This is a genomic window from Caenibius sp. WL (assembly GCF_019803445.1).
Taxonomy (GTDB): domain Bacteria; phylum Pseudomonadota; class Alphaproteobacteria; order Sphingomonadales; family Sphingomonadaceae; genus Caenibius.
Genome location: NZ_CP081844.1, coordinates 2787356 through 2814148, shown reverse-complemented (window position 1 = coordinate 2814148; position 26793 = coordinate 2787356). Strand labels below are relative to the sequence as shown.

Annotated in this window: 19 protein-coding genes and 3 pseudogenes; 16 read left to right on the top strand and 6 right to left on the bottom strand. The window is 60.5% G+C overall.

All coding sequences use genetic code 11. The annotated features are described in order from the left end of the window. Positions 1–86: 86 nt before the first annotated feature. The 9 genes and pseudogenes from K5X80_RS13355 (at position 87) to K5X80_RS13320 (ending at position 11181) form a co-directional block, all read left to right on the top strand. Entirely contained in the window at positions 87–2417 is a 2331-nt protein-coding gene (locus K5X80_RS13355) for a TonB-dependent receptor (protein ID WP_222558211.1), read from the top strand. A gap of 183 nt (positions 2418–2600) precedes the next feature. After that, positions 2601–3956: a hypothetical protein gene (locus K5X80_RS13350; protein ID WP_222558210.1), complete on the top strand. Its 1356-nt coding sequence runs from the start codon at positions 2601–2603 to the stop codon at positions 3954–3956. Positions 3957–3994: 38 nt separating this feature from the next. Further along, positions 3995–5287, top strand: coding sequence for a DUF1214 domain-containing protein (locus tag K5X80_RS13345; RefSeq protein ID WP_222558209.1), 1293 nt, complete (start codon positions 3995–3997; stop codon positions 5285–5287). 75 nt (positions 5288–5362) lie between these two features. Continuing rightward, positions 5363–5635, top strand: a pseudogene (locus K5X80_RS17310) (IS6 family transposase); the annotation flags it as partial. 61 nt (positions 5636–5696) lie between these two features. Next, positions 5697–6413, top strand: coding sequence for an IS6 family transposase (locus tag K5X80_RS13340; RefSeq protein WP_222558208.1), 717 nt, complete (start codon positions 5697–5699; stop codon positions 6411–6413). Between the two features lie 66 nt (positions 6414–6479). After that, positions 6480–7835, top strand: a pseudogene (locus K5X80_RS13335) (amidohydrolase family protein); the annotation flags it as partial. A 51-nt stretch (positions 7836–7886) separates the two neighbouring features. Beyond that, the gene (locus K5X80_RS13330) at positions 7887–8246 is read left to right on the top strand and encodes a DoxX family protein (RefSeq protein WP_283249173.1); all 360 of its coding nucleotides are present in this window, start codon (positions 7887–7889) and stop codon (positions 8244–8246) included. Then, on the top strand, positions 8243–9823 hold the full coding sequence (locus tag K5X80_RS13325) for an MFS transporter (protein ID WP_222558206.1): 1581 nt from the start codon (positions 8243–8245) through the stop codon (positions 9821–9823). The genes K5X80_RS13330 and K5X80_RS13325 overlap by 4 nt, the downstream gene beginning before the upstream one ends. Further along, positions 9823–11181 (top strand): alginate export family protein, encoded by a 1359-nt coding sequence (locus tag K5X80_RS13320; protein ID WP_222558205.1) that lies wholly within the window; start codon positions 9823–9825, stop codon positions 11179–11181. Before K5X80_RS13325 ends, K5X80_RS13320 begins: the two co-directional genes overlap by 1 nt. Here K5X80_RS13320 and K5X80_RS13315 read toward each other — a convergent pair. Further along, positions 11178–12107, bottom strand: coding sequence for a LysR family transcriptional regulator (locus K5X80_RS13315; RefSeq protein ID WP_222558204.1), 930 nt, complete (start codon positions 12105–12107; stop codon positions 11178–11180). The genes K5X80_RS13320 and K5X80_RS13315 overlap by 4 nt on opposite strands. Positions 12108–12220: 113 nt before the next feature. Between K5X80_RS13315 and K5X80_RS13310 the strand changes: the two are divergent. Further along, positions 12221–12682, top strand: a pseudogene (locus K5X80_RS13310) (pirin family protein). An 84-nt stretch (positions 12683–12766) separates the two neighbouring features. On the opposite strand, the gene K5X80_RS13305 reads toward K5X80_RS13310, so the two are convergent. Then, the gene (locus K5X80_RS13305) at positions 12767–13663 is read right to left on the bottom strand and encodes a LysR family transcriptional regulator (RefSeq protein WP_222558203.1); all 897 of its coding nucleotides are present in this window, start codon (positions 13661–13663) and stop codon (positions 12767–12769) included. Between the two features lie 197 nt (positions 13664–13860). On the opposite strand from K5X80_RS13305, the gene K5X80_RS13300 reads away from it, so the two are divergent. Further along, the gene (locus tag K5X80_RS13300; RefSeq protein ID WP_261390536.1) at positions 13861–14985 is read left to right on the top strand and encodes an MFS transporter; all 1125 of its coding nucleotides are present in this window, start codon (positions 13861–13863) and stop codon (positions 14983–14985) included. Positions 14986–15028: 43 nt separating this feature from the next. Further along, on the top strand, positions 15029–15688 hold the full coding sequence (locus K5X80_RS13295; RefSeq protein ID WP_222560463.1) for an FAD-dependent monooxygenase: 660 nt from the start codon (positions 15029–15031) through the stop codon (positions 15686–15688). 176 nt (positions 15689–15864) lie between these two features. Here K5X80_RS13295 and K5X80_RS13290 read toward each other — a convergent pair whose 3' ends face one another. From K5X80_RS13290 to K5X80_RS13275, 4 genes are read right to left on the bottom strand one after another with little or no spacing between them, the layout of a single operon-like run. Further along, on the bottom strand, positions 15865–16974 hold the full coding sequence (locus K5X80_RS13290; protein WP_222558201.1) for an ABC transporter permease: 1110 nt from the start codon (positions 16972–16974) through the stop codon (positions 15865–15867). Next, positions 16971–18152: an ABC transporter permease gene (locus K5X80_RS13285; protein WP_222558200.1), complete on the bottom strand. Its 1182-nt coding sequence runs from the start codon at positions 18150–18152 to the stop codon at positions 16971–16973. Before K5X80_RS13285 ends, K5X80_RS13290 begins: the two co-directional genes overlap by 4 nt. Then, entirely contained in the window at positions 18149–19189 is a 1041-nt protein-coding gene (locus K5X80_RS13280; protein ID WP_222558199.1) for an HlyD family secretion protein, read from the bottom strand. The genes K5X80_RS13285 and K5X80_RS13280 overlap by 4 nt, the downstream gene beginning before the upstream one ends. Beyond that, the gene (locus K5X80_RS13275; RefSeq protein WP_222558198.1) at positions 19186–20517 is read right to left on the bottom strand and encodes a TolC family protein; all 1332 of its coding nucleotides are present in this window, start codon (positions 20515–20517) and stop codon (positions 19186–19188) included. Before K5X80_RS13275 ends, K5X80_RS13280 begins: the two co-directional genes overlap by 4 nt. Before the next feature lie 334 nt (positions 20518–20851). Between K5X80_RS13275 and K5X80_RS13270 the strand changes: the two genes are divergently transcribed. The 4 genes from K5X80_RS13270 (at position 20852) to K5X80_RS13255 (ending at position 26690) form a co-directional block, all read left to right on the top strand. Continuing rightward, a complete protein-coding gene (locus K5X80_RS13270) occupies positions 20852–21577 on the top strand; it encodes an META and DUF4377 domain-containing protein (protein WP_222558197.1) in 726 nt (241 codons plus the stop codon). Positions 21578–21668: 91 nt separating this feature from the next. Beyond that, positions 21669–22937, top strand: a complete 1269-nt coding sequence (locus K5X80_RS13265) for a TetR family transcriptional regulator (protein WP_222558196.1) — start codon at positions 21669–21671, stop codon at positions 22935–22937. 321 nt (positions 22938–23258) lie between these two features. Then, positions 23259–24305 (top strand): tyrosine-protein phosphatase, encoded by a 1047-nt coding sequence (locus K5X80_RS13260; protein WP_261390714.1) that lies wholly within the window; start codon positions 23259–23261, stop codon positions 24303–24305. A 69-nt stretch (positions 24306–24374) separates the two neighbouring features. Continuing rightward, positions 24375–26690, top strand: a complete 2316-nt coding sequence (locus K5X80_RS13255) for a TonB-dependent receptor (protein WP_222558194.1) — start codon at positions 24375–24377, stop codon at positions 26688–26690. Positions 26691–26793 lie beyond the last annotated feature (103 nt).

The following is a 26793-nucleotide window of genomic DNA, read 5'->3' as shown; positions in this document are numbered from 1 at the left end:
CGCGCTGTTCCGCTTCGACATAGATCGGAGAGCGGCCCGGGAAAGTGAGCAAAAGCTCTCAAGTAAAGAGAGAATGGGAGGGGTCGATGAAATCAATGAAATCGATGATTCTGGCAGGTTCGGCGCTGTATTTCGCCATGTTTCCTGCGCTGGCCGCTGCGCAGGATCGCGCAGGTTCCGAAGATAAGGCGGAAACCAAATCTGGCGGGCTGGGTGAAATCATTGTCACGGCGCAGAAGCGTGAGGAAAGGCTGCTGGACGTTCCGATCGCCATTACGGCCATCGGTGCGGAGCAGCTCGAGGCGCGCGGGGTGACAAGCGCTGCAGGGCTTGGCGGCCTGGCGCCGAACCTGTTCTATCGTTCCAACCCGGGAACGCGCTCGATCCCGACGATCGGGATCCGCGGCTCCATCACAGGGCAACCCGCGATCTGGGTCGATCCGCCGGTGGGCATGTATGTCGATGGCGTCTATCTCGGTAAATCGCAGGGCAGCGTTTTCGATATCGTCGACCTGGAACGGGTCGAAGTTCTGCGCGGCCCGCAGGGTACGCTGTTCGGCCGCAACACCGAAGGCGGCGCGATCAACTTCGTTACTCGCAAGCCATCAGGTGAGTTCAAGGGCAAGGCCAACCTGGAGTTCGGCGAGTACAACCGCCGCGTCTTCGGGGCGACGGTCGATCTTCCGAAGATGTCTATCGTCTCCGTTACTCTGGCCGCGCGCAAGGAACTGCAGGATGGTTGGGTGAAGAACTCGACCTCCGATGATCTCGGCAAGACCAACAGGCTGTCGTTGCGCGCCGCCGCGCGTTTCGAACTGGGTGAGCGGCTAACCGCTGATTACGCATTCGACTATTCGAAAACCAGGGATACGCCGAACCCGACCAGCCTGTATGCGTTGTCGGGCTGGAGCGGCAATTTTCTCAGCGTATTCGGCCCGGCCATCGGCAATGCGATCCAGAATGCACTGACACCTTATGTGCAGACCAGCCGCCCGAAGCGGATCAGCACCAATCCTGATTTCCCGCTGTTCACCAATCTGACCAGCAAGGGACATTCCGTTACCCTGGACTTCGAGGCGACCGACAATCTTCAGTTGAAGTATATCTTCAGCCACCGTTCGATGCATTACAATGACAGTGGCGATCTGGATGGATCGCCGCTGACCAGCGTCAATGTATCACCGGGCTTCAACTGGGGGCTGCTAACCTATTTCAATCGCGATACGCATTACAAGCAGACCAGCCACGAATTGCAGGCGATCGGCAGTGCGCTGGACAACAACCTGAAATACGTGGTCGGGCTTTACCATTTCAAGGATGACGGTACGACACGGGGCGCGCAGCTCTTCAGCCTGTTCGGAACTGGCCCTGTCCGCAGCGAATATGCGTCCGACACCACGGCCAAGGCGATCTATGCGCAGATCGATTACACGTTCCTGGAGCGTCTGACCGCTACCGTCGGTCTGCGCTATACCAGTGAACGCAAGGGCGGTTGGACCCATCGCTTCAATACGCAGGGTTTCGATGGTCCGTTCTCGTCAGAAATCTTCCCCTACACCGAGTATTCGGCAAAGTTTCACGGCACCACACCGGTCGCGGCCCTGTCGTACAAGATTACGGACGACATCAATCTCTATGCCCGCGTCGCGCGCGGCTTCAAGAGCGGCGGTTTCAGTTCGGAACTGAGCGATCCGCGTGTGGTCAATCCCTACAAGCCGCAGAAATCCCTGTCGATGGAACTGGGCGTGAAATCCCGTCTGTTCGACAACCGGGCCACTCTGAACCTCACCTATTTCCGCAACCGCATCACCGATCAACAACTTACCCAGTTGCTGCCGGCATCGACGCAGTCGTTCCTGTCGAACGCGGGCAAATCGATCTATCAGGGCATCGAAATCGAAGCAGCGGCGCAGATCGCGGATGGCTGGTCGTTGCAGGTCGGGTACGGATACCTGCACACCAAGTTCAAGAAGTTCCTCGACAACAGCTTCGCGCCGGGTCGACCTCTCATCGATACGGCCAGCAATCGCTTGGCGCCCTATGCGCCGAAGCATTCGTTGAACATCAACCTGGATGGGGAACTGGCCGATACCAAATACGGCCGACTGCACCTGATTACCGACTATACATATGTTTCGAAGACTTACCTCTATCCGGTCAACAAATCACTGACCGCACCCAATGCCGGGGGCAGCTATGTCGCCGCGCTCGATGGTCTACCTTCGTTGCCGAACCTCAACATGCGCCTTGCCTTGTCGGATATCCCGATCGGGCCGGGCAAGGCGGAACTGTCGCTCTTCGTCAAGAATGTCACGAACGAAAAGAAGCAGGTCCAAGGGATCGACTTCGGCATGTACCGGTCGGCCAACTGGAACGAACCGCGCACTATCACAGGTACGCTGTCCTACAAATGGTAAAGGATGAGGGTGGGCCTTCATCGACGCGGGCAACCGCTTCGATCCAGCAGACAGCTGGAATTTGAAGGCAAACCGGAAGCGACCCACGACTGGGCGGATCGATCCGGACCCTCGGTTCTGAATGCGCGAGGATATCGGGCTGGGTAGCCTGTCCGATATCCCCGGGTTTGGGAGAAGATCGCAATGGAGCCTTCGCACAAAGCCTGCTTGGGGGCCTTGCTGGCCGTTGCTGCGGTGCTCGGTCCGCAACCGGGGGTGGCCGAGGCGGGCGCGCAATCGCCCGCTTGCCGCACTTTCGAGGCACAGCGTAAGGCCGAGCTGGCCGCGCTGGACTTGCTACACACCCCGGAGGTGCAGCAAGCGCGCGCGGTGGCCGAGCAAGAATGGCGCAGGTACTGGGGGGATGTGGCTTCCGAAATGGAGGCCGTTTTTCCCCAGGCGCTCGAAGAACTCGTGTTCAATGCCGCGCTGAAGACCGTCGTCAATGCGACCTATCCGCCTGCGATGGTGATGATGATCAACCAGCCGTCCCGGCATGGTGATGTACGGATACCTGGGACCCGCTACGGGTGGGACAACACCGACAATATCTATGGCACCATACCGGTCGATCCGCAGGCGACCTATCGTCTTTCGGGGCAGATGACGGATCCGGGGACCAATCTCAATCTGTCGGTCTGGGCGAAGGACGGGACCGTTCTTTCCAACCTTGCAAAGGCGGAGATCCCAACCGATCCCGAGGGACGCTTTTCCCTGTCGGTGGGGAGGGGAGCGGAATTCGACCTCAAGCTTCCCGTCAACGCGCATCATATCATGGTGCGTGAGACGATACCGGATTGGTCTACCGGGAAGCCGGTCTATATCGATGTGGTGCGCATGAGCGGACCCAGGCCCGTGGTTCCTTCCACACAGAACCTTTCCCGAGAAGCGGCAGCAGCGGTGGCGGACACGGTGCACAAGATGCAGGCTTGGCGGGCATCTCTTTACCGCAAGTACCCTGCCAATATGTTTGTCCAGCCCTGGATGGGGCAGCACGGCAATGGCGGGTTGCCCAATCAGGCCTACTCCATGGGATATTTCGCGATCACTGGCGACGAGGCGCTGGTTTTCGATATCGCATTGGGCGGGGCGGAGTATTTCTCCTTCCAGTTGTCCGATATCTGGGGGACCAGTGGCAACTTCGTCGGCAATGTGAGCACGCTGACCAACAGGCAGTCGCGGCCGAACGCCGATGGTAGCTATACTTACGTGCTGTCGATCAAGGATCCGGGGGTGTCGAACTGGATCAGCACGCAAGGATGGCACGAAGGGGATGTCACCTTGCGCTGGCAGCAGATTGCCGGTGCGCCCGGTTCGGCGCAAGGCCCCGCAGTCCTGGTCCGCCGCGTGAAGCTGCCCGATCTGGCATCGGTTCTTCCTGCGGGCAGTGCTTCCTTCAGGCCTGAGGAACGGCAGACGCAAATCGAACAGCGCGCGCGCAATCCCTATTCGCTGTGGATGGATGAACGTTGCGCCGGATCAGGCAGCCGACAGGAATAAGCGCGAAGTGTGGATCGGGGCAAGAGAGAGGAATGGAAATGAAGTTCAAGACAATATTGCCCTTCTTCCTTGCTGGCTCGGCTCTCTGCGCACCGGCCGTGCTGCAGGCGACGGAACCGGCGGCGGCGACTACGGCCGGCGTGGCGGATGGGAAGGATCTGGCGGCCGCTTGGGACGAATTTACCGGCACCCTCGGTAAACTCACCTCGTTTCTGCGCCAGCATCCCTTCTATGCAGAACCAGAGAACCGCGCCGCGGCCTACGCCTACCTCACCAGCATGATGGTGGCCCGGATCGAAGAGGATGTGATCTTCGATCCCGATTTCCCCTACTTCCGGGTGCTCGATCATCGCATTCGCGAAGGTGGCGACAATCCTGATCAGCGCTATCTGATGTCATTGATCAACGGAGGTCAGACATATCGTATATGGGGCAAAATCGGAAAAGAGCGCAGACTCGATTTTCAGGTCTATGCGGGTGATCCCTTCGTTCCCAACGGGGGACGTGCAGCCGGTTTTCTGAGTTCGGATAATCTCAAGGTGGCAAGCGATGGTAGCTTCGAGGTTTGGGTTTCCCCTGAACGGCGTGAAGGTAACTGGCTGGAGAATCCGGCCGATGGCAACCAGATTCTTGTGCGCCAGATATTCAGCGACTGGAAAAATGAGGTACCGGGCGACGTGCACATTGACCGGGTCGGGCATGAGGGCGAACTCAAGCCTGTCCTGACCGACCAAATCATGGCTAACCGGCTTCGCCGTGCGGCTGCGGATCTCGAACGGCATGTGAAGGTCTGGCCTTCGATGGTCGGCAATCGCTATCTTTCCCTGCCGCCGAATACGATCAGCCAGCCAAGCGATCCTGGGGCATTGGGGGGCGTGCCTGGCCGCTTTATGGTCAGCGGCAACTTCGACTTGGCCCCGGACGAAGCCTTGATCGTCCGAACCTGGCCAATGAGCGGAAACTACCAGGGCATCCAACTGGCGGATCCTTGGTTCTCGTCACTCGAATACGGCAACCGCCAGACCAGCCTGACCGGGGATCAGTCCTACAGGAGCAGCGACGGTTCTTATTACTATGTCGTGACGGCAATCGATCCCGGCGTTCCCAACTGGCTGGATACCTATAGTCGCAAACGAGGGGTTCTCCTCCTGCGGTTCGATGGAATGACGGAGAAGGTGTTCGAACCGAAGAGATATCCGACCGCTCAGAAGATCAAGCTCGACCAACTGAAATCGATGCTGCCAAAAGATACGCCGCAAGTTTCCCAGGAGCATCGTAAGCGCGAGCTTTCCGAGCGTAGACGCCATGTACAGCTTCGATATGACAATTGATGATGCTCTTGCTCCGGGTTTTGCCAGGCCAACTGCCTGATCGCTCGAATGAGGGGGGATGCGTAGGGCGGGGCGATGCCCCGTCCTTGCAAACTAACCAATCTGTCCCGGTATTTTCACTCTTCGCCAGAGGTCATCCGGATGGTCGTGATGCTCTATGTGCGGTTTCCGCTGTCGTTGCGGAATGTCGAGGACCTGCTTTTCGAGCGAGGCATCGACTTGTGTTATGAAACTGTGGGGCTGTGGTGGAACAGGTTTGGTCCGCTGTTCGCAGCTCATATGCGCAGGCAGCGGGTCAGCCGGATGCGCGGTTTCCGCCATTGGAAATGGCATCTTGATGAGGCCTATGGGTGCTGTCAGAAAGATTGCACCGATTGCGTGAATGAGGGGGGATGCGTAGGGCTGGGCGATGTCCCGCCCTCGCAAACCAGCCAATCCATTCCGATACTTCCACTCCTCACCGGAGGTCATCCGGATGGTGGTGATGCTCTACGTACGCTTTCCGCTATCGCTGCGGAATGTCGAAGATCTGCTGTTCGAGCGTGGGATCGACCTGTGCCATGAAACCGTGCGGCTGTGGTGGAACCGGTTCGGGCCTTTGTTTGCTGCTGACATCCGTCGGCAGCGAGCCAGCCGGATGCGGGGTTTCAGACACTGGCGCTGGCATCTCGACGAGATGTACGTGAAGTTGAATGGTGAGATGGTGTACCTATGGCGCGCGGTCGATCACGAGGGAGAGATCCTCGAGAGCTACGTCACGAAGACCCGGGACAAAGCCGCGGCTTTGCGTTTCATGAAGAGGACGCTCAAGCGCCACGGGACAGTGGAGGCCATCACCACCGATGGGCTTCGTTCCTACAAGGCTGCGATGAAAGATCTTGGCTGCGAACAGAAGCAGGAGGTTGGCCGCTACGCGAACAACCGGGTGGAGAACAGCCATTTGCCGTTCCGGCGGCGAGAGCGAGCGATGCTGCGATTTCGACAGATGAAGTCATTACAGAAGTTCGCCTCGGTCCATGCCAACGTTCACAACCATTTCAGCCAGGAGCGTCATCTCGTCGACAGACAGACTTACAAGGCCCGCCGCTCAGCTGCCTTAGCTGAGTGGCAAACCCTCATGGCCTGATGCTTCCCTCTCAAAGACCGGATTCTGCCGAACGGAGAGCAGTTCGCATCCGACTGACAGCACCCGCCTAATCCATCGGGCGGCGAGATTGTGCGTGATGCGGCAGGCAATCCGACTGGCCTACTGCTGGCACAGCCCAATGCGACGATCCTCTATGCGACGCTTGCCAAGGGCCCGAAGCTGCCGCCCGAATATCAGCTCAACTCCACGCGCCATTTCATGCGCGAACTGAATGGCCTTGGTGTGACAAGCGTAATCGATGCGGGCGGCGGCTATCAGAATTATCCCGACGATTATGAGATCATTGAGAAGCTACACCGGGACGGCGAACTGACGCTGCGCATCGCCTATAATCTCTTCACGCAGAAACCGAAGGAGGAACTGAAGGATTTCGCCACCTGGTCGACCCAGGTGAAGCCCGGTGATGGCGACGACACCTACCGCCACAATGGCGCTGGCGAGATGCTCGTCTATTCGGCGGCGGATTTTGAGGATTTCCGCGTCGCGCGGCCCGACATGCCCGCAAACATGGAAAGCGACCTTGAACCTGTCATACGTCTGCTGGCCGAGCGGCGCTGGCCATGGCGGTTGCACGCCACCTATGACCAGACGATCGGCCGCGCGCTCGATGTGTTCGAGAAGGTGAACCGGGACATTCCGCTCACTGGCCTCAATTGGTTTTTCGACCATGCCGAGACGATCAGCGAGCGCAATATAGATCGCATCGCCGCGCTTGGCGGGGGCATAGCGGTGCAGCATCGCATGGCGTTCCAGGGCGAATATTTCATTGACCGCTATGGCGCGAAGGCGGCCGAGGCCACCCCGCCGATCAAGCGGATGATGGAAGCGGGCCTGCCTGTCGGCGCGGGCACCGACGCGACCCGCGTGGCGAGCCATAACCCGTGGGTTTCGCTGTCGTGGCTTGTCACCGGCAAGACGGTCGGTGGCGCGACGCTCTACCCGGTCCGTAATCGGATGGACCGTGAAACCGCGCTGCGCCTGTGGACTGAAAAGAACACATGGTTCTCCAACGAGGTGGGTAAGAAAGGGCAGATTAAGGCAGGCCAGCTCGCCGATCTTGCGCTGTTGTCGGATGATTATTTCAGCGTTGCGGAAAGCGAGATCGCGCATCTGCGCTCGGTTCTCACCATCCTTGGCGGCAAGGTCGTACATGGCGAGGGCGATTATGGCCCCATCGCCCCGGCGCTGCCCAAGGCGATGCCGGATTGGTCGCCTGTCGCGACCTTCGGCGGCCATTATCGGCGACCTGAAGACGCGCAGAAAATGGCGGCGGCCTGCGGCTGCGACAATGGATGTGGTGTCCACGGCCATGACCATGCCGCAGCCCTTGGAACGAGTGTCCCCGTTGCCGACGTCCAGAGCTTCTGGGGTGCGCTCGGTTGTGGTTGCTGGGCGGTCTGAGCCATGACCCCAGCTCCTATCGCTCGACTGCTCGGCGACGATCGCTTCGCGGTGTTGGCTGCGACACTTCTCACCCTACCTTACTGGACGAGCGGCATCGCCAAATTCACCGACTTTTCCGGCGCGCTTGGCGAGGTGCGGCATTTTGGGCTCGAACCCGCAATCCTTGCCGTCGCAGCAACGATTCTTGTCCAGATCGGTGGCTCGCTGCTGATTATTCTAGGCCGCAAAGCGTGGCTAGGGGCGGGCGCGCTCGGCGTTTTCACCGCGGTCGCGACACTGATCGCACATCCATTCTGGGAAATCGCCGATCCGGTGACGCGGTTTCATGAGCGCAATACTTTCCTCGAACATGTCGGCCTGATCGGCGGGTTGATGATCGCGGCGATCCTCCGGGAGGAAAAAGCATGACGACGAAGACAGCTTCCGAACGTCCGCTCGCCAGCCCGATGTTCCGCGCATTGTGGATCGCCACCATCGTATCGAATGTCGGCACCTGGATGCACGATGTCGGCGCGGGTTGGCTGATGACCTCGCTGTCTCCCGATCCGCTGATGGTCGCGCTGGTTCAGGCGGCGACGACTTTCCCCATGTTCGCGTTGGCGCTGCCTGCCGGCGCGCTCGCCGATATTGTCGACCGTCGCCGCCTGCTGATGGGTGCGCAGCTTTTCGGACTGATCGGTGCAGCCGGGCTCGCTGCCATCACTCTTTCCGGCTTTACGACCGCATGGGTGCTGCTGGTCTTCACCGCGTTGATCGCGGTCGGCGCGGCATTCTCCGCCCCGGCGTTTCAGGCGATCGTTCCAGAACTCGTGCCGCCCAAGGCACTGCAGCAGGCCGTCGCGCTTAACTCGCTGGGTGTGAACATCGCGCGCGCGATTGGCCCGGCGCTTGGCGGTGTCATCATCGCGGCGTCCGGGCCGGCGGCTGTCTTTGCAGTCAATGCGCTGTCCGTCGTCGGTGTCGTCATCGTGCTTGTTCGCTGGCGCCGCGCGATTCCCGAACGCCACCTGCCTGCCGAACATATGATCGGGGCGATGCATGCCGGGCTGCGTTACGCGATGCGCGCGCCCGAATTGCAGGTCGTGCTCATTCGCTCAGTGGGCTTCTTCGTCTTTGCCAGCGGGCTGTGGGCGTTGCTCCCGATCATCGCGCGGCGCGACCTTGGGCTTGGCCCGGCAGGCTATGGCGGACTGCTGACCTTCATGGGTCTCGGCGCGATCAGCGGTGCGATGCTGATGCCGAAGCTGCGGGGACGGATGGGCGCCAATGAGATCACGCTTGCCGCCTCGATCCTGCTTGCAGCCGCGATGGCGGCCCTGTCGCTGGCAGGCGACTTCTGGACGGCTTCGGCGGCACTGTTTGTGGCGGGGCTTGCGTGGATCGCGATGATGGCATCGCTCAACGGAGGCGCGCAGGCGACTTCGCCGGGCTGGGTCAAGGCCCGCGCGCTTGCGATCTATCTGCTCGTCTTCCAGGGATCAATGGCGGGAGGTTCGGCGCTCTGGGGTTCGGTTGCCTCGCGCATCGGTGTACCATCGACCCTGATCGCGGCCGCGGCGTTGCTTGCCGTTGCCGGACTTGTCCTCGCATGGCGTTTCCCGCTCGACCGTGCGAGCACCCTCGATCTTGCGCCCTCGGCGCATTGGCCGACGCCGCTGGTCGATGGGGATGTCGAGCATGACAGTGGCCCTGTGCTGGTGACGATTGAATATCGCATCGATCCCGCCAAGGTCTCCGATTTCTTCGCCGCAATGCAGGAGATGCGCCGTATCCGCCGCCGCGATGGCGCGATCCACTGGGGCGTTTATGAGGACACTGCCCAGCCGGGAACGGTCGTCGAGACTTTCACCGTCGAAAGCTGGCTCGAGCATCTGCGCCAGCATGATCGCGTTACCAACGCTGACCGTGTGCAGCAGGATGCGCTCGTGGCCTTTCATACAGGTGAGACGCCGCCGGTCGTTCGCCATTTCGTCACCCGCCGCTGATGCGTCTGCCGTTCCTCCTGGCAGCGCTCATTCCTTTCTGCGCGCAAGCGCAGGAGGTCGAGCAGACCAATCTGCGTTATGATGAGGATTGGTCAGTGCTGCATGGCACCGGCCAGAGCGGTTGGCGGCAGGCCAAATACGTCCCGATCGGGGCGCAAGACGATGTCTATCTGACGCTTGGCGGCGAAGCGCGGGCACGGTACGAGGGGTTCGATAACAATCTCTGGGGTGATCCGCCTGCGCCTGACGATGGTTATCTCTGGCTGCGTGTCATGCCGCATGCCGATCTTCACGCCGGCCCGGTGCGCGCCTTCGTTCAGGGCATTGCCGGCTATGCTCGTGGTGTTGGTGCCGGGAAGGGACCCGCCGATGAGACCGGAATTGATCTGTTGCAAGGCTTCGCAGACATTCGCATCGGGCTTGGTGGCGACACTAGTTTGACGCTGCGCGGCGGGCGCGAATTGATGGCGCTCGGTTCTGAACGCCTCGTTGGCATCCGCTATGGGCCCAATATTCCGCAAGCCTTTGACGGTTTCCGCGTGATTGCCGAACATGGTCCGCTGCGGATCGACGCATTTCATCTTCGCCCGGTGGCGATTGGCGGCGGCGATTTCGATGATCGGACATCCAGAACCCGCAATCTCGATGGAATCTATGCCACGGTCACGCCGGGGGACAGCCTGGGTCTGGACGCCTACTGGCTCGGTTATGAGAATGAGGAAGCGCGCTTTGTCGGACGCGTGGGGCGCGAGAAGCGCGACACGTTCGGTCTCCGCTTCTTCGGCAAGCGTGACAATCTGGGCTGGAACTGGGAAGCGATGCTTCAGCGCGGCCGTTACGATGGGAACCCGATCCACGCCTGGTCCATCGCGACCGAAACCGCATGGCGCTTTCCAGATGCGCGGTTCCAACCCCGGCTTCGCCTTCGCGCCAATATCGCGAGCGGCGACCGCGACTCTACCGATGGAAAGCTCGGCACCTTCAATGCGCTCTTTCCCAAAGGCAAATATTTCGGCGAACTGTCGCCGATCGGTCCACGCAACATCATGAACCTCCACCCGAGCGTTGATTTCGATCTTGGGCCTGGAGTAACCGTCGAGCTAGTCGCTGCGCGTTTCTGGCGGCAAAATCGTGGTGACGGCATTTACGATGTCCCCGGCGGGCTGATCCGTCCTGCAGGCGAGAGCCGGGCGCGCCACATCGGCGATCAGATCGAGATTTCCGCGGGTTGGCAGGCCAGTGAGATACTGTCCTTCACCGCTTCGCTCTCCGCCTTTCGGCCCGGCGCCTTCATTCGCGAAACTGGCTCGGCCCACACCATTCGGATGCTTGGCCTCGAAGCGATGGCGAAATTCTAAAGGTCGATCATTCCGGCGATCTCGGCGTCCTGGCTGCCGAGTTCAACGAACTGTTTGAGCAACCACGATGCTGCCGGTCCGGGCGGCGCATCGCGGCGCCATACGCCCGCGAAGCGGTAGGTGCCGCCCGGATGATCGGGCATTGCAAGCTGGACAAGCGTGCCTGCGCTGAGATCAGGCTCGACCATCGGCAGCGGCATATTCCCCCAGCCGATCCCTTCACGCAGCAGCGCATGCTTGGCGCCCAGGTCGGCAAGGCGCCACGTCTTGGGGCTCATCACCGAATAGTCGCGACCTTCGGTGAAGCGTGAGCGGTCGGTGAGAACAAGCTGGGTATAGTCGCGTCCCGCTCCCGGTGCGATGCGCTCCATTAGTCCGAGCGGATGGTCGGGCGCCGCGACTGGGACCATCGGGATTGAGCCTGCCGCGACGCATTCCACCCCGTCCACGCCCGCCGCGAGCGGGCCCGAGATACCGATGATCGCTTTGCGGTCGAGGATCATCGCTGTGATCGCTCCGAGCGCTTCGACATGTAGGCGGAGCTGAACCGTCGGGAATTCGACGGCGAAGGCGCGCAAGACTTTTCCCAGCCGGTCGGCGGGCAGCATCACATCAACCGCCAGATCGACTTCCGCTTCAAGCCCGTCGAGCAGTCCCTTCACCTTAGCGCGCAGGCCGTCGATCCCCATCGAAATCGCCCGCGCTTCGGCGAGCAGCGCGCGGCCCGCAACGGTGAGTTGCGGCTTACGTGTTCCCTCACGCTCGAACAGCGCGAGTCCGAGCTGCGCTTCAAGATTTGCGATGCCGTAGCTGATTACGGAAACCGCGCGATTCAATCGGCGTCCCGCAGCCGTGAAACTGCCTGTATCGACGATAGCGAGGAATATGTGCAACTGGTCGAAGGTCGGGGTGCCTGGATTGCCCACTATTCCACTTCCTCGAATGATTGGATGGATTTTATCCCATTCGTAAAGAGGGTCTGCAACTCCTAAATTGGCTCCATCAGCGACCGCTTCCGGTGCGCGACTGGAGACCGACAATGATCGAACTTCGTCCTTTCGCCAGCCTTGGCGCGGCCAATCATGGCTGGCTCGATGCCCATCATCATTTCTCGTTCGCCGGCTATCACGATCCGGACCGCATCCACTGGGGTAACCTGCGGATGTGGAACGACGATGCCATCGCGCCGCAGACCGGCTTTCCCCCGCATCCCCACCGGGACATGGAAATCATCACCTATGTCCGCGAAGGCGCGATCACGCACCAGGACAGTCTGGGCAAAAAAGGCCGCACCGAAGCGGGCGATGTGCAGGTGATGAGCGCGGGCACCGGCATCCGCCATTCGAAATACATCTGGAGGATCGCAAGGGCTATCTCGTGCCCGCCACCGGCGCGGTGGAGATAGAGGGCGTGCGCGTTAACGCGCGCGATGGCGCGGCGATCAGCGATCTTGATCGCTGCAACCGAGGATAGCGAAATCGTGCTTGTCGATGCTGCATAAGACGACTGACCCCCACCATCCGGGCCGCGAGGATGCGGATGGTGGGGGGCTCAACTTGTTGGCATTAAGAATTGCAATGCCTGCTCAGGATGGAGCGTGCTGATCTTGCCGATTCAGTTTCCGGGCCAGAGCATCGATAAAGAAGCGGACCTTTGCCGGAACCATATGGCGGCTCGCATAGACCGCCCAGATCGCGAGAGGCTCGATTGTTGCATCCTCGATCGCAATTACGCGGAGCGCCCCGCTCCTGAGATCGGCCGCCACGTCCCAGTCGGAGAGACAGGCGATCCCAAGCCCGCCGCGACAGGCCTCATGGATCGCATCTATGGAATTGGCCGTGAACCGGCCTTTGATTCTGATCGCGCGGCTTTCCGATTTCAACCGGAAGGGCCAGTGCGTCGTGGCGTTGTTGGTCAGGCACTCGTGCCGTTCCAGATCCTGTAGCGATGCAGGCGTCCCAAAGCGTTCGATATAGGATGGGGCCGCCACGAGAAGACGTGGATTGTCGGCTATCCGGCGTGCGATCAATTCGCTGTCGCGCAGTTCCGCGATGCGGATCGCCAGGTCGATACCCTCCGCCACGATATCGACGACCGTGTCCGACAGCCTCAGATCGATCTGCGCGTCGGGCCAGTTTTGCATGAACTCCACGGCGAGCGGCGCAATCACCTGTCGACCGAACGCCAGGGACGCGCTGATCCGCAGCAGACCTGTGGGGCCGGCACCCGCACCTCGCACGCTCGCCAACGCCGCCGATCGCTCTTCGATAAGCGCTCTGGCGTGCGGCAGGAAGGCGCGTCCATCGTCGGTTAGCGACAACGCTCGTGTGGTGCGATGAAGCAGGCGCGTGCCTAGTTCCTCTTCCAGTGCGGAGATCAGGCGCGTGGCCTTCATCGGCGAAAGCCGCAATCGGCGTGCCGCTTCCGCCAGACTCCCGGCGGTTGTGGTCTCGATTAGCAAGTTCAGCGCATCAAAGTTCATTGTAACGAATATCGATATACGAACCTATCAATCTACACCACTATAACAAATACGCCGTCAGTTTATCTTCCCTGCATCGGACGCATTTTGCCCTCCCGGCGCTAACCGGAGGGGTAGGGAGACGGCACATGGCGGCACATATCGCAGATGGAAATACCGGTTCCGGTGCAGCCTTCGGTTTCGCATCGACTTTCGCCATGGCGGGGGCGGCCGGGATCGCGGTGGCCAACATTTATTACAACCAGCCCATGCTCGCGATTATCGAACAGGATCTGCCCGGCCCTTTTACCTCGGCGATCCCGACGGCGACCCAGCTTGGTTACGCGCTCGGCCTGTTTCTTTTGGTCCCCCTTGGCGATGTCATCGAACGACGCCGGTTGATCGTGGCGCAGTTCGTCCTGCTGGCGGTCGCGCTCGGGCTTGCGGCCGTGGCGCCAAATGCGCTGTCCCTCCTTCTCGCTTCGCTGGCGATCGGGCTGCTGTCGACGGTCGCTCAGCAGATCGTGCCCTTCGCTGCCCATCTGGCGACGCCGGAGCGGCGCGGTGCGGTCGTCGGCACGGTCATGGCGGGCCTGCTCGCCGGCATTCTGCTCAGCCGTACGGTGGCCGGCTTCGTCGCGGCGAATGGGGGATGGCGTGACATGTTCTGGCTGGCCGCGCCGATTGCTCTGGCCGCAGCCGGACTGATGGCGGTGCTTCTGCCGCACAGCGCGCCGGATTCGAAATTGCCCTATCGTCACCTCCTACGCTCCATCGGCCATCTTTGGAGCGAGTTTCCGGCCCTGCGCCTGGCCGCGCTGACGCAGGCGGCACTGTTCGCTGCCTTCTCCGTCTTCTGGACTGTCCTGGCCTTTCGTCTCGATCAGCCGGCTTTCGGCATGGGGGCGGATATTGTCGGGCTGTTCGGTCTGCTCGGCACGGTCGGCATTCTGGCGGCTCCGCTCGCCGGTCGCTTCGCCGACAAGCATGGCGCGACAGGCGCCGTGATGCTTAGCGCGGCCGTGACCCTCGTGTCCTGGATCATACTCGGTGCCTGGGGTTCCCTGATCGGTCTTGTCGTCGGGGTCATCCTGCTTGATTTCGGGGTGCAGGGCGCTCTTGTCTCGAACCAGCATATCGTCTTCGCGCTGCACCCGGATGCGCGGGCGCGCCTTAACACGGTGCTGATGGGATCGATGTTTCTCGGCGGCGCGCTGGGGTCTGCCGCATCCATGCTGGTCTGGAACGGCGGCGGATGGCTGGCAGTCAGCACCCTTGGCATCGGCTTTTCCGCCATCGCGACGATCCTTCAGTTCAAGGCCGGGCGCCGGCACGCGAATTGACCACCGCTCGATCTCTCACGAAGAATCCCTGGAGAAAATCGACATGAAAGGTTTCCGTATCATTATCGTCGGTGGTTCGCTCGGCGGGTTGTTTGCCGCAACCTTGCTCCACCGCGCCGGATTTGACGCGACTGTCTATGAGCGGTCCGTCCACGGTCTCGAAGGACGTGGCGCCGGGCTCGTCGCCCAGCGCGAAGTTTTCAGGATGTTGCATGTAGCCGGGTTTGCCCGTCTTGCTCATATCCGCGCCACCGCGCAGGCGCGCGTCTTTTTTGATCGCGCGGGCCAGATCGTCCGCCGCCAGCAAACGCCCCAGATGCAGCTTTCCTGGGACATGCTGTTCCGCAGCTTCCGGAACCTACTGCCGGATGAGCGATATATCGGCGGACGGAAGATCGTTGCGGTGACGCAGGATGCGACTGGCGCCACGGTGCATTTTGCAGATGGCGGCGAAGAGCATGCCGACCTTGTGATCGGCGCCGACGGCATCGGCTCGATCGTGCGCAGTGCTGTGGCGGGGGAAAATTCTCACCCCGCCTATGTCGGCTACGCCACATGGCGCGGGCTTGTGCCCGAACTGACCATTCCCGATGAGGCGGCCGCGCAGCTCTTCGACCGTTTTGCCTTCTACGACACGCAAGGTTCCCATATGCTGGGCTATCTGTCCCCGCAGGCGATCTCACCGGCAAAGTGCCCAGGCTGATGACCTCATATGGTGGGAAGCAACGCAAGCGCCATGTGCAACTGCGTTATAGCAACTGACGATGCTGTCGGAAGGTTGTACCGATTGATCGAATGACGGGGATGTGTAGGGCGGGGTGATGCCCCACAGAAATCCGCGATTTGAAGAGCGGTTGGGTTAGACTGAAGGTTTCGCCGTCAAATCGCTGTCCTTTTGGGGTGGTAGCGCATGACTGCGATAATGCCATAAAGCAGCGTCAACGCTGCGAGATTGAGCAGTTCGCCTTTCTGTTCCGTGAGCGATGCGCCCATCTGGTTGATGCCCACCATCAGATGAATGCCTGGCGTGGTGGGAAGCAGGCGGGCGAACGCCGCAAGCCAGCCCGGTGTGGCTTCGACGGGCCATGAAAGGCCGGCGAGAAAGAAAATCGGCAGCGAGGTGATGATCCAGAGTTGGATCGGACGTTCGCGGACCGTGAATATACTTGCCAACGCCAGAGCTGCGGTGACCGTGGCTGCAACGAACAGGGCCGTTGCAATCGCGAGCGACCCGATATGGCCTGCGGCTCGCGGCATGTCCTGAAACCAGAAGACGAAGCCGGTATAATAGGCGACGTTGACACATCCGACCGTGAAGAACGCGAGGGCAATACCAAGCAGTCCTTTCAGGCTGTAGGCGAGGGGTCCTTGCCGCTCACGCATCGTAGCGGCAAGCAACGCAAGGCCCATGAGCAGGGTCTGGTGGATGATGAGAAAAGTGACCCCGGGGAACACTGCGCTGCCATACCCCTCGCGTGTGTTGAAGAGCGGACGCTGGATCAGGGAGAGGGCGGGCTGGGCCGGTGCGCCGATCGCCATCGCCTGGCTCGTGGCAGCCTCGCGCCCAAGGCTGCCGATAGCTGCGCCAATGCCGGCAAGGGCCGTGCTACTGCGGAGTAGATAGGCGCCGTTGCCATAGAGCGCGACGGTGCCTTGTTCGCCGCGCACTATATGCTGTTCGAAGCCTTCCGGAATGAGCACGATGGCGCTGATTTTGCGGCGCTCGAGCTGTTCCAGCGCCTTCTGGGGCGATCCAGGCCGGGCCACGACTTCGGCTTGTTGCAGCGCCGACAATTTGTGGATGAGCGATCGGCTGCTGCCCGAACGGTCCATGTCGACCACGGCAATGGCGATCCGGCTCGGAACCTCGCCCGAATAGGCGCTGGGATAGAAGAAGGAATAGAGGATTGCCGATCCGATCAGGAGAAGCAATGCGGTCTTGTCCGCAAGGATTGTACGGAAGGTTGCAAGATAAGCCTGACCGATCATCGCCGCCCCCAGGTGGCGGGCATGCGTGCGGCGGCGATATAGCGCGGCAGGCCGATGGCCGCTCCGACGAGCAGGAAAGCGAGGAGGGGCATTATATGCGGGATCGATACAGAAGCTGGCGCCCCCATCACCCATTGTTCGCTGAACAGCGCGGTGAAGCTGGAATAGGGCAAGAGGGCGCTCCACAGTTGCGCAAACCGCGAAGCGGACTCAATCGGGAAAATCGCTCCTGCAAAAGCGAAAGAAGCACCCGCATAGAGGCCTGAAATCGACAGGGCCTTGCTCATTGAAAGAGTCAGTCCCGTGACAAGCAAGGTGACACCGATATAGGCGAGGAACATTGCCGCATACCCGGCCATCAGCAGGAGGAAGCTGCCCTGGATCGTCCATCCGCGCAGCCCGGCGAGGTAGGTAGTGGCAAGAAGACCCCAGGCCATGAAGACGGTAAAATAGACCGCCAGTTTTCCGGCGATCGCCGACGCTGCAATGGCACGCGATGAATCGGCCAGCCAAGGTCCGATCGTGCCGTCACGCAGTTCGCGGCCGAGTGCGCTCGCGACCGCTACCATGAAAATCAGGTGGAGCAAGGCGGGATGGATCAGCGCAACGAGCTGCAGCTCGTAGCTGCCCTGCGGATTGAAAAGGATGGTCGATTGCGCGGCGACCGGCGGCGGGCGAACCTTGCCGGGCTGAAGTATCGCGGACTGCTCGGCGGCGAGACGGCCGGCATAGGCCTGGACAACATTGCCGACCTCGCGCAATGCGGCGCCCGAAGGCGTCGAATAGCTGGCATTGTAGAAGACGGTGAGGTTTCCCGTTTCGCCGCGCAGGATGGCCCGTTCGGTATCGCGCGGAATGAGGAGAATGGCATAGACAGTCCTGCTCCGGACCGCCTGCTCGGCATCCTGCATATCGGCGGACCGTGCGGCGACGCGAAGCCCGGGCGCAGCGTCGAGGCGTCGGATCAATTCGCGCGCAATGGCGGTGCCGTCCTCGTCTATCACCGCGATCGGTAACTGGCGCATGACTCCGGCGGACATCTGGATTGCCACGACAGCCATCAGCAGAAGCGGAATCCAGCTAATCAGCGACAGGTCAGGAAAGCTGGATCGGAGAAAGCCGATTTCCCGGCGCCAGCCTTGCCAAAATCCCGACACCGGTCTTTGCTGCGGCTTCATTGCGGCCAGTCGAACAGCACGGTCATGCCGGGCTTCAGCCCTTTGATGGGCACGACCGGAACGACGCGGACCTCGAAGCTCTTGATATCGAACCCGCTGGATTGGCGCGTCGCCCGCCAGGTTGCGAAATCGCCGGCCGGAGCTAGAAAAGTTACTCGAAACTCGGCCCGCTGATCACGGAGCGCGGGCACGGTTCCATTCAGCTTCTTGCCTCTGGCCAAGCCTTGCAGCTGATCTTCGCGCAGATTGAGCGTGACCCAGGGATGCGCCACATCGGTGAGCATGAAAACGGGAAAGCCCTGTGGAACCAGCTCGCCGGGCTGGGCAAGGCGGCGGCCGATCTCACCGGCCATGGGGGCGGATATTCGGGTTTCGGCGGCGGCCGCGGCGACTTCGGCTGCGATGCCACGCGCCTGTTGTAGCTGCCCGCCCGCCGCGGCCTGGTCTTCGGCGCGAGCACCGGCGAGCGCCTGGTCATATTGCGCGCGCGCTGCCTTCGCCGCCTCGCGCGATGCGATTGCATTGGTACGGGCTTCGTCCCGCTTCTGCCCTGCAAGAACGCCTTCCTTGGCAAGGCGCTGCGTACGCTGATAAGTCGTTTCCGCGAGTGCGGCGGCTGCGTCCGCTCGCCGCCACTGCGCTTCGGCTGCGCGAATATCTTCGATGCGTGCGCCGTTTCGGGCCTTGTCGGACATCGCTTCGGCGGAAGCGAGGGCACCTCCGGCCTGTTCGGTTTTGGCCGATACCTCGGGGCTTTCGATAGTATAGAGAAGCTGGCCTGCCGTCACCGGTTGCCCTTCCTCGACATGGAAAGCCGCGATCCGCCCCGTCACTTTGCTCGTGACCCGCACCTCATGGGCGCTCACCATGCCCTGAATTTGATCGGGGACCGGGCGATAAGCGAGCCAGAGACCGAGCCCCAGAAACAGGATGATTGCCGCGCCGATGGCCAAGAGCTGTTTGCGACGTCCGGCGCTGGGGGGCGTCGGAGCCTGATCGGGGGTGAGATCGCTGGCCGTGTCGATTGCTTCGGTCATGGCATTACCCTGTCGGCGCGTGCGGCATAGTCGGCCATCTGTTCAATTTGCCCGCTGAGTTCGAGGAGTTGGGCGAGGGCCAGCACATAGTCGTAGGCCGCCTGTGCCCGTTGTACGCGAACCCGGCCCATGCCCAGCTCCGCGTCGATGACGTCGAGCGATGTCGCCTGCTGTTCGCGATAGGAAAGGCGCTGAAGTCGCAGATTCTCCCTCGCGGATTCGATTGCGCTATCGAGCAGGAGAAAGCGTGAGCGGGCCGCTTCGGCGTCGTTCCAGGCCTTTGCGACGCCGATCTCGATCTGGACGCCCGCCTCGCGCAGCCCGGCATCGGCCTGGCGCACGGTCTGGCGGGCTGCCTCGACCGCCTGATTTCGCCCCATTCCGGACGCGATCTTGTAGCGCAGGCTGATGCCGACGGTCCAATCGGGATCGGTCAGCAAGGAATCCCGCCGATCGAAATTGTACTGGCCGAAGCCGGCGACGGTCGGCCGCTGTTTCGATCTTTCGATCGTCACTCCGGCTTGAGCTTGCGCTTCGAGCGCGCGAAGCCGTTCGAGTTCGGGGTGGGCACTAAGCGCGGCCGCCTTGTAATTTTCGAGCGATTCCAGCCGCTGCGGGAGGACAAAGAGTGGGGTAATGGGACGTACGCCTTCAGGCGCGCGCAGCAGGCCGGCGAGGACCGCGTTGGCGGTGGCAAGATCAGCCACCGCCCTTTCGAACTCGCGAGCGGCGTCATCGCGGGCAACTTGGGCCTGCAGCCGCTGTGCTTTGCTGATGAACTGTTCGCGCTCAAGTTTTAGAGCGTCGGCAAGATGGCGATCGAGGCCCGCAAGCACGTCGCGCCGTACGCCGAGCGCCTGTTCGGCGAGCTGCTGGCCGTAATAGGCTTGGACGAGCTGCAGCCGCGCCTTGTCTGCTGCGCCTCTTTGTTCGGCGCGGGCCTGATCGAGCTGAGCGCGGGCGCCCGCCTTGGTGCCGGCAATCAGGCCACCGGTGTAGAGAGGCAGCGTGGCGGTGACGATGGGCCTGACGGCGGTTTCACGTCTGCGAAAGCGCAGAGGATCGCGAATGCCGAAGGCCTCCGCCACGGGTGCCAGTGATCCCAGCGGCAAATAGAGGGTTTTTTGGTAATCGAGCAATTGGGCTTCGAAGTCGACCTCAGGTCGCCCTAGAGAGCGGGTGGCGCCGGCCTGAGCCTCTTTGCTCTGGACATTCGCATCCGAGGCGGCAAGCGCGTCGGATCGCTCGAGAAGGCGATGCTCTGCTGCTCTATAGTCGAGGGCAATTGACCCGGTTTCCTGTGCCCACGCGGATACCGAAGCGAGCATGCCACCAGCGATCAATATAGCTCGAACCGACATCGCGCCGCCTTTGCAACCACTCCAGATGAAAGCAGATAGCAAAAAAATGGCAACAGGTTTCAGGAGAATACATCGGAACGCGCACAATATCGGGCGAGGTCTCCACCTCCTTTCTGCATAGCGGTGTCACTTTTCTTCGCTCGTCAATCCGGGTTGGGGAACGTGATGCATGTGTGAGATGGCGGGGTGGGCAGGATTCTCGGTCGCGCCAAGTTTCCTTTCGTCCAGACAACGGAGAGCACAGGCATAATTCAACATCGTGGGTTCAGATGCGCGCTCAATCTGAACAAAGGAGCTTGCAATGTCTGTCTATCGCCGTGCCGGTGCTGTTACGATTGCATTTGCCGCCATGTTTGCCGCCACCGGTGCTCACGCGGCCATACCGTCCGCCGGGCCGGTAAAGGCTGTGTCGTCGCTTGCGGCACAGCACTGGGACCTCGTGGAATGGAGCGGTGGCGACGTGCCGCAGGGCCAGCCGCTGCGTCTCGACTTTGATAAAAGCGGTCGCTTTTCGAGTAGCACCGGATGCAACAGGGTTGGCGGCGCATTCAAGGTTACGGGCAGCAAGCTCCGCTTCGGTGATGGGAAAGGCGGGCTCGTTCGCACCCAGATGGCATGCCCCGAGCCCGCGATGTCTGTTGAACACGCCTATGTCGATAGCCTTGCGCAGGTCACGCGCTACAGGATCAGCGGCGATCGGCTTGTCCTGCGTACCGCGAAGGGGACGACGCTCACCTATCGCGCTGCGCACAAACCCGCCGCCGATGCGCCGCGGAAATTCATCTATGTCTCGTCCGAAACCCGGCCTTGCACCGGCGTGGCACCGATGACCTGCTTGCAGGTTCGCGAGAAGGAAAGCGATGCCTGGCAGCTCCACTATGGCGGGATCGTCGATTTCGACCCGCAGCCCGGGGTCGCGTACCGGCTGCGGATCATCGAGGAAAAGGTTGAGAATCCCCCTGCTGATGCCTCATCGATCCGCTGGACCCTCGATCAAATTGTCGAGCAACGCTTGGTCGAACAGTAAGATTTTCTGACCCTGCCGTAAGTCGGGCTTATTCAAGCCTTGATCATTCACGGTGATTGCATCCTTCGTCATGTAGGCTGTAAGTCGTCGCATGCCCATTCGAGTGTCTACGAAGAAAATAGGTCCGAAATCACAAGGTGGCCTGCGTGAGGGTGCGGCCTTAAGCGGTCGAGAACGAGTGTTGCTTGCCGCGGTCAAGCTTCTTGAGAGAGATGGCGTTCGCGGTCTCTCGATGAGAGCGGTGGCGAAAGAGGCAGGGATCAAGCTGCCTACGGTGCAGTATCACTTCAGCGCTCTCTCCGCCCTGCTTCGGGAAGCATGCGAACAGACACTTCGGCGATCACCTTGTGATGAAGATGCTGAAATCGGCTCACCACTGTCGACGGTAGCGAAGCGCAGGCCGGCGATGGTGGCAGAGCAGGTGGGCGCGCGTCTGAATCTCAGACTTGGCTTGCATATTGGGAAAACCATTGGCGAACTTACGGCCCTAGCCCACATTGCCCGGCAGGGAGGTGACCGATCCGCAGCGCGTCTCTGGACTGCGGCAAGGCTGAAGGAGATGGGCGCCCTGGTTTCGTCTTCGCAAGACCGACGGTTTGTTACCGAACTCTGTGTCGGGCTTGAATTACTTTCGATCGGCTGCGCGGGCATCCCGAGTGTATCTCTGATCAACAAGGAAGTGCTGCAAAGGGCTTTGGCGCAGGCGTCACCGACAGAGGTGCCGGTGTGGTTCGAGGAAGAAAATCACCGCTTGGCGCCCGTCATCGCGGGCGAGACGGCTCCACGTCCGAACCGCGCAGGCAGGCCCTCGGATATGCAAATCCGATTGCTCGAAGCAGCCGTTGAACTGTTTGCGGAGGGCGGATTGTCTGCAATGACATACCGTGCCTTGGCCGCCAAAGTCGGCACATCGATTTCGGTGGTTTCCCACCATCACCCGACGAGCGCCCATATATTCTATGGTGTTTACCGGCTCATTCATCGGCGCGCCGCGTGGGATGGGCGGCGTCTGGCTGACGAACCGGATCCAGCCCTATCCCTGGTGATGGCCGAGATCGCCGGAGTCAGGGCGCATTTGCTGTCATTTCAGGCCCTAGCCGCAGCCGCAGTAGAGCCTGGATTTCAATCCCACTCGTGGCGCATTCGCTTAATGCGCGGCGGGCATTTCTGGCGGCACGATCCTCATAACTTGCGCCTGCAGCCCGAAGATTTTGATCGCCATATATTCTCGGTTTGGCTCGCCGGGGCCGGTCTGCTCGCTGAAGCTTGTCTTTCAGGTGCTGAAAGCGCGCACCTTCTGCGTCGACGTGCGGCGGATGTGCGTGCTCGACTGGGCTTGTCTGCTACGCCGGAATATTGAGCCCATCCGCACAGCGCGAGGGTGCTGATTCTATGTGCTTGTCCGATGTTGCCTTGGGCAACTATGACGGCAAAGAGTGTACGATTTAATGATATAAAATTCTATAATTAAACGAAATATATCCGTTTCAAGACCTGCGTGTGGCTGTCTTGACTCATGTATATGTCACATATACCTATTATAGGTCATTCATATCTATAATTTGGTGACGCCCTTGCTGGATGTGCAAGGCCGGGAGGACGATGCATGATTGTAAGGGGGCTGAAGCCGAATAAATGTGTTTGCCGGTTGGTTGTGTTTTGGACGCTGCCATTGAGCGGCGTGGTTGCCGCAACGCCCGCGGTCGCTAGTGAACCATGTCCGGCAGTCGAGGCGAAACACGAACTTGGCTCACGCTTCTCATCAGCCGAAGTTGTTCGTAACGATCAAGGATATCTCGTTCGGTGGGCCACGACGGGCGTTACCCGCGTCGCGATCGAAGCCGGGGAGAACCCCGATGGAAGGGGTGGCGGGTTGCTTGGCGTGGGTGGCCCCGCTGGAGAGTTTCTGGCCCCTCTTTCGGCAGAAGGCAAGCGCACCTTCTTTCGCCTTACTCCGGATTGTGGGCCCGCGATCGTTATCGCAGACCGCAATCTCTCCCGTCCTAATCTGGCAAACCTTCGGGATGTTGGCGGATACCGAACGGAGGATGGAAACTGGGTTCGGATGGGTGTCGCTCTGCGGTCAAGCGAATTGTCGCATCTCGAGACCGCCGATCGATTAGCCCTTGAGAAGTTGAACGTCACGACTGTCGTCGATCTGCGGCATGTCGATGAGCGCAAGACCGAGCCGGACGATTTGCCTGACCGGGTACGCTATGTCGTTGCCGACGTGTTCGCCAATACCTCCGATGAGATGGGTGACGTGCAGTCGTTGATCGAGACGGGCCGCGCGAATGAAGTTCTGATACGGCTCAACCGGATGATGGTGTCATCGCCCTCCGCGCGGCGGGCCTACGGCGATATGTTTCGAATACTTGCAGACGACACCGCCGGCCCCGTCCTGTTTCATTGTACCGCTGGAAAAGATCGGGCGGGCTGGGCCGCAGCGGCCTTGCTGACGTTGCTTGGGGTTCCTCGCGAAACGATCTACCGGGATTACCTTCTCAGCAACGAGTACCGGGCGGCCGATATCGCGGCCAATGTCGAGAAACTTGGCACGGCATATGTCCCGCTGCAGCGGGCCGAACCGCAATATCTTGCCGCCGCCTTCGACGAGGTCGAGCAGCGATATGGCACATTCGCCAATTATCTGCGCTCCGGTCTCGGGCTGAACGACGAAGAGATTGCGAAGCTCAAACGCCGCTTTCTCGTGAATCGGGAAGAATAAGACGCAGCCGACAATTGTCCCGGCAGGAGATCAAGGACGATTCAATCAAGCATATGGAGGGGGAGTGCTATGAGAAAGGATACCGTAGTTCGTGCTCGTGCCGCGCTGTTGCTAGGAGGCGTATTTCTACCGCTGACCGCGCATGCGCAAGTCAACAGCGGCGCTGAACCAGCGCGGGGTACGCATCTTGAGGAAATCATCGTCACCGCGCAAAAGCAGGCGGAAAATCTGCAGGTTGTGCCGGTGGCGGTGACGGCGCTTTCAAGCCAGGCTCTGGAGGACGCCCGAGTCTCGGATATTCGCGATATTTCGGCACTTGCACCTGGATTGATTGTTACGCGACAGCCCGGCAGCGCAAATCTCCCCACCGTTTCCATGCGCGGGGTCACCAGCGGATCGACGGGTATTACCGTCGATTCAGGCATCACGCTTTATATCAACAATGTCTATCTCGGCCGAGCGAATGGCTCGCTGTTCGACCTTGCCGAAATCGAGCGGATCGAAGTTTTGCGTGGCCCGCAGGGGACGTTGTTCGGTCGCAATTCCACGGGTGGGGCGATTAATATCCTGACCAAGGGGCCGCGGGGTGAACTTGCCGCGAAACTCGATATGTCCATCAGCAACTATCATGGCCGCCGCTTGCGCGCGCGGCTTGATACGCCCGAATGGAACGGCTTCTCAGCGGCGGTCACCTACCTTCATGACGAGGAACGCGGTTCGGTCCGCAACCTGACACCCGGCGTCAAATGGGACTTCACTCGTCGGTCGAACGGTATCGTCGGAAAAATCGAATCCGCAAAAACCTTGGGAATGCGCAATGTCGATGCCGTGGAAGCGGCGGTGCGCTTCGATAATGGCGGACCATTCAAGCTCGATTATCGTTTTGATTACACCGATCGCGATGCGACCCAGGCAGCGGTGCAGGTGATCGGCTTCAGCGAAGGGGCCGGCGGGGACAGCGCGCGTGCTATCTATGCGGCCCAGCCTGCATTAGGGGGCTTGAACATCGTCAGCACCAAACGCCTCGGCGCGGTTGCGAATGATCTCATGACTCTCAATGTCCTGCGCGTCTTTGGACATAGTGTCACGGCGAGTTATGCCGTCACCGATAACATCGAGATCAAGAACATCGCAGCATGGCGCGGGTTTAACGAGAATGTCGGCGGCAATGATGTCGGCGGTGGCAATGCGCTCCTCGACCCGGCAGGCAGTGGCAGGCCGTATAAGATTTTTGCGACGATCGGAGGAACGCCGCAGAAGCAACGCCAATTCACCAACGAATTCCAGATTACCGCCAAAAGCACGTTGCTCGATGTCGTGGCGGGCGCGTTTTATTTTGTTGAGAATTCGGATGGCATGCCTTCGTTGTTCAGCAGGTTGAATTTCACGACGGTGCCAGATCGCAATCCGGCGCCAATTGCCATCGCTTATAGACCATTGGCCGCACGGAACGCCTCAATTGCGGCTTTCGCTCAAGGCACGCTGCACATCACGGACAAGCTCGATTTCACCGCTGGCGCGCGCGTGACAAAGGATAAGCGCTACTATGAAGATGTGACCTCATCGGCTCCCACGGGAATGGCCGTGACGCGCAAGTTCAAGCACACCGATTGGCTGGCGACGATCACCTATCGGCCGACTAGCGATATTATGGCTTATGCCAAGGTTGCCACCGGGTATATCGCCGGCGGTATCCGGAGCGCCATTTCCTTCGAACCGGAAGAACTGATTTCCTATGAGGTGGGGGTCAAGGCAGATTTGTTTGACAGGCGGCTACGTATCAACGCGGCCGCTTATACCTCCGATTACAAGAATCTTCAGGTGACTCTGCTACAGAACAATGTGACGATCATCGATAATGCCGGTCGCGCCAAGATCAATGGATTGGAACTCGAAGTTACGGCGGTGCCGTTCGAAGGGGTCACCATCGGTGGGAATCTGGGCCATACGGATTTCAAATACAAGGAATATATCCAAGTCGTAAATGGCGTTCGGACGGATGTCGCCGACAAGATACTGCCGACGCTCCGCCCGCGCTGGACCGGCCAGCTCTTCGGCCAGTTCAGCAAGCCGATTGCTGGCGTTGGAACTTTCTCGGTCCGGCTTGATGCGACATACCAGAGTAGAACGCGTCTGACCGCACAGTCGCCCTACGCCAGTTCAAAGCTCAACGAGCTGGTAACGCTTGATCCGTTCTGGTTGGTCAATGCGAGGGCGTCGCTGAGCGATCTGGATCTTGGCGGTTCGAAAGCACGCCTGTCCGTCTTCGTTCAGAATCTCATGAACAAGAAGAACATGGAATTCGCCACTGACCTGGGGTCCGTCATCGTCGCCACATACCGTCAGCCACGGACCTACGGTCTCGATCTCAGCTTTGAATTTTGAGCTCAATGGGGGCGTGGCCGGGACACTGCTCTCGGCCACGTTAGCGCTGGATTGTAGGATGCTTCCCTATCGATAGCACGGTTTGTTCAGCCGGGTGAGAATG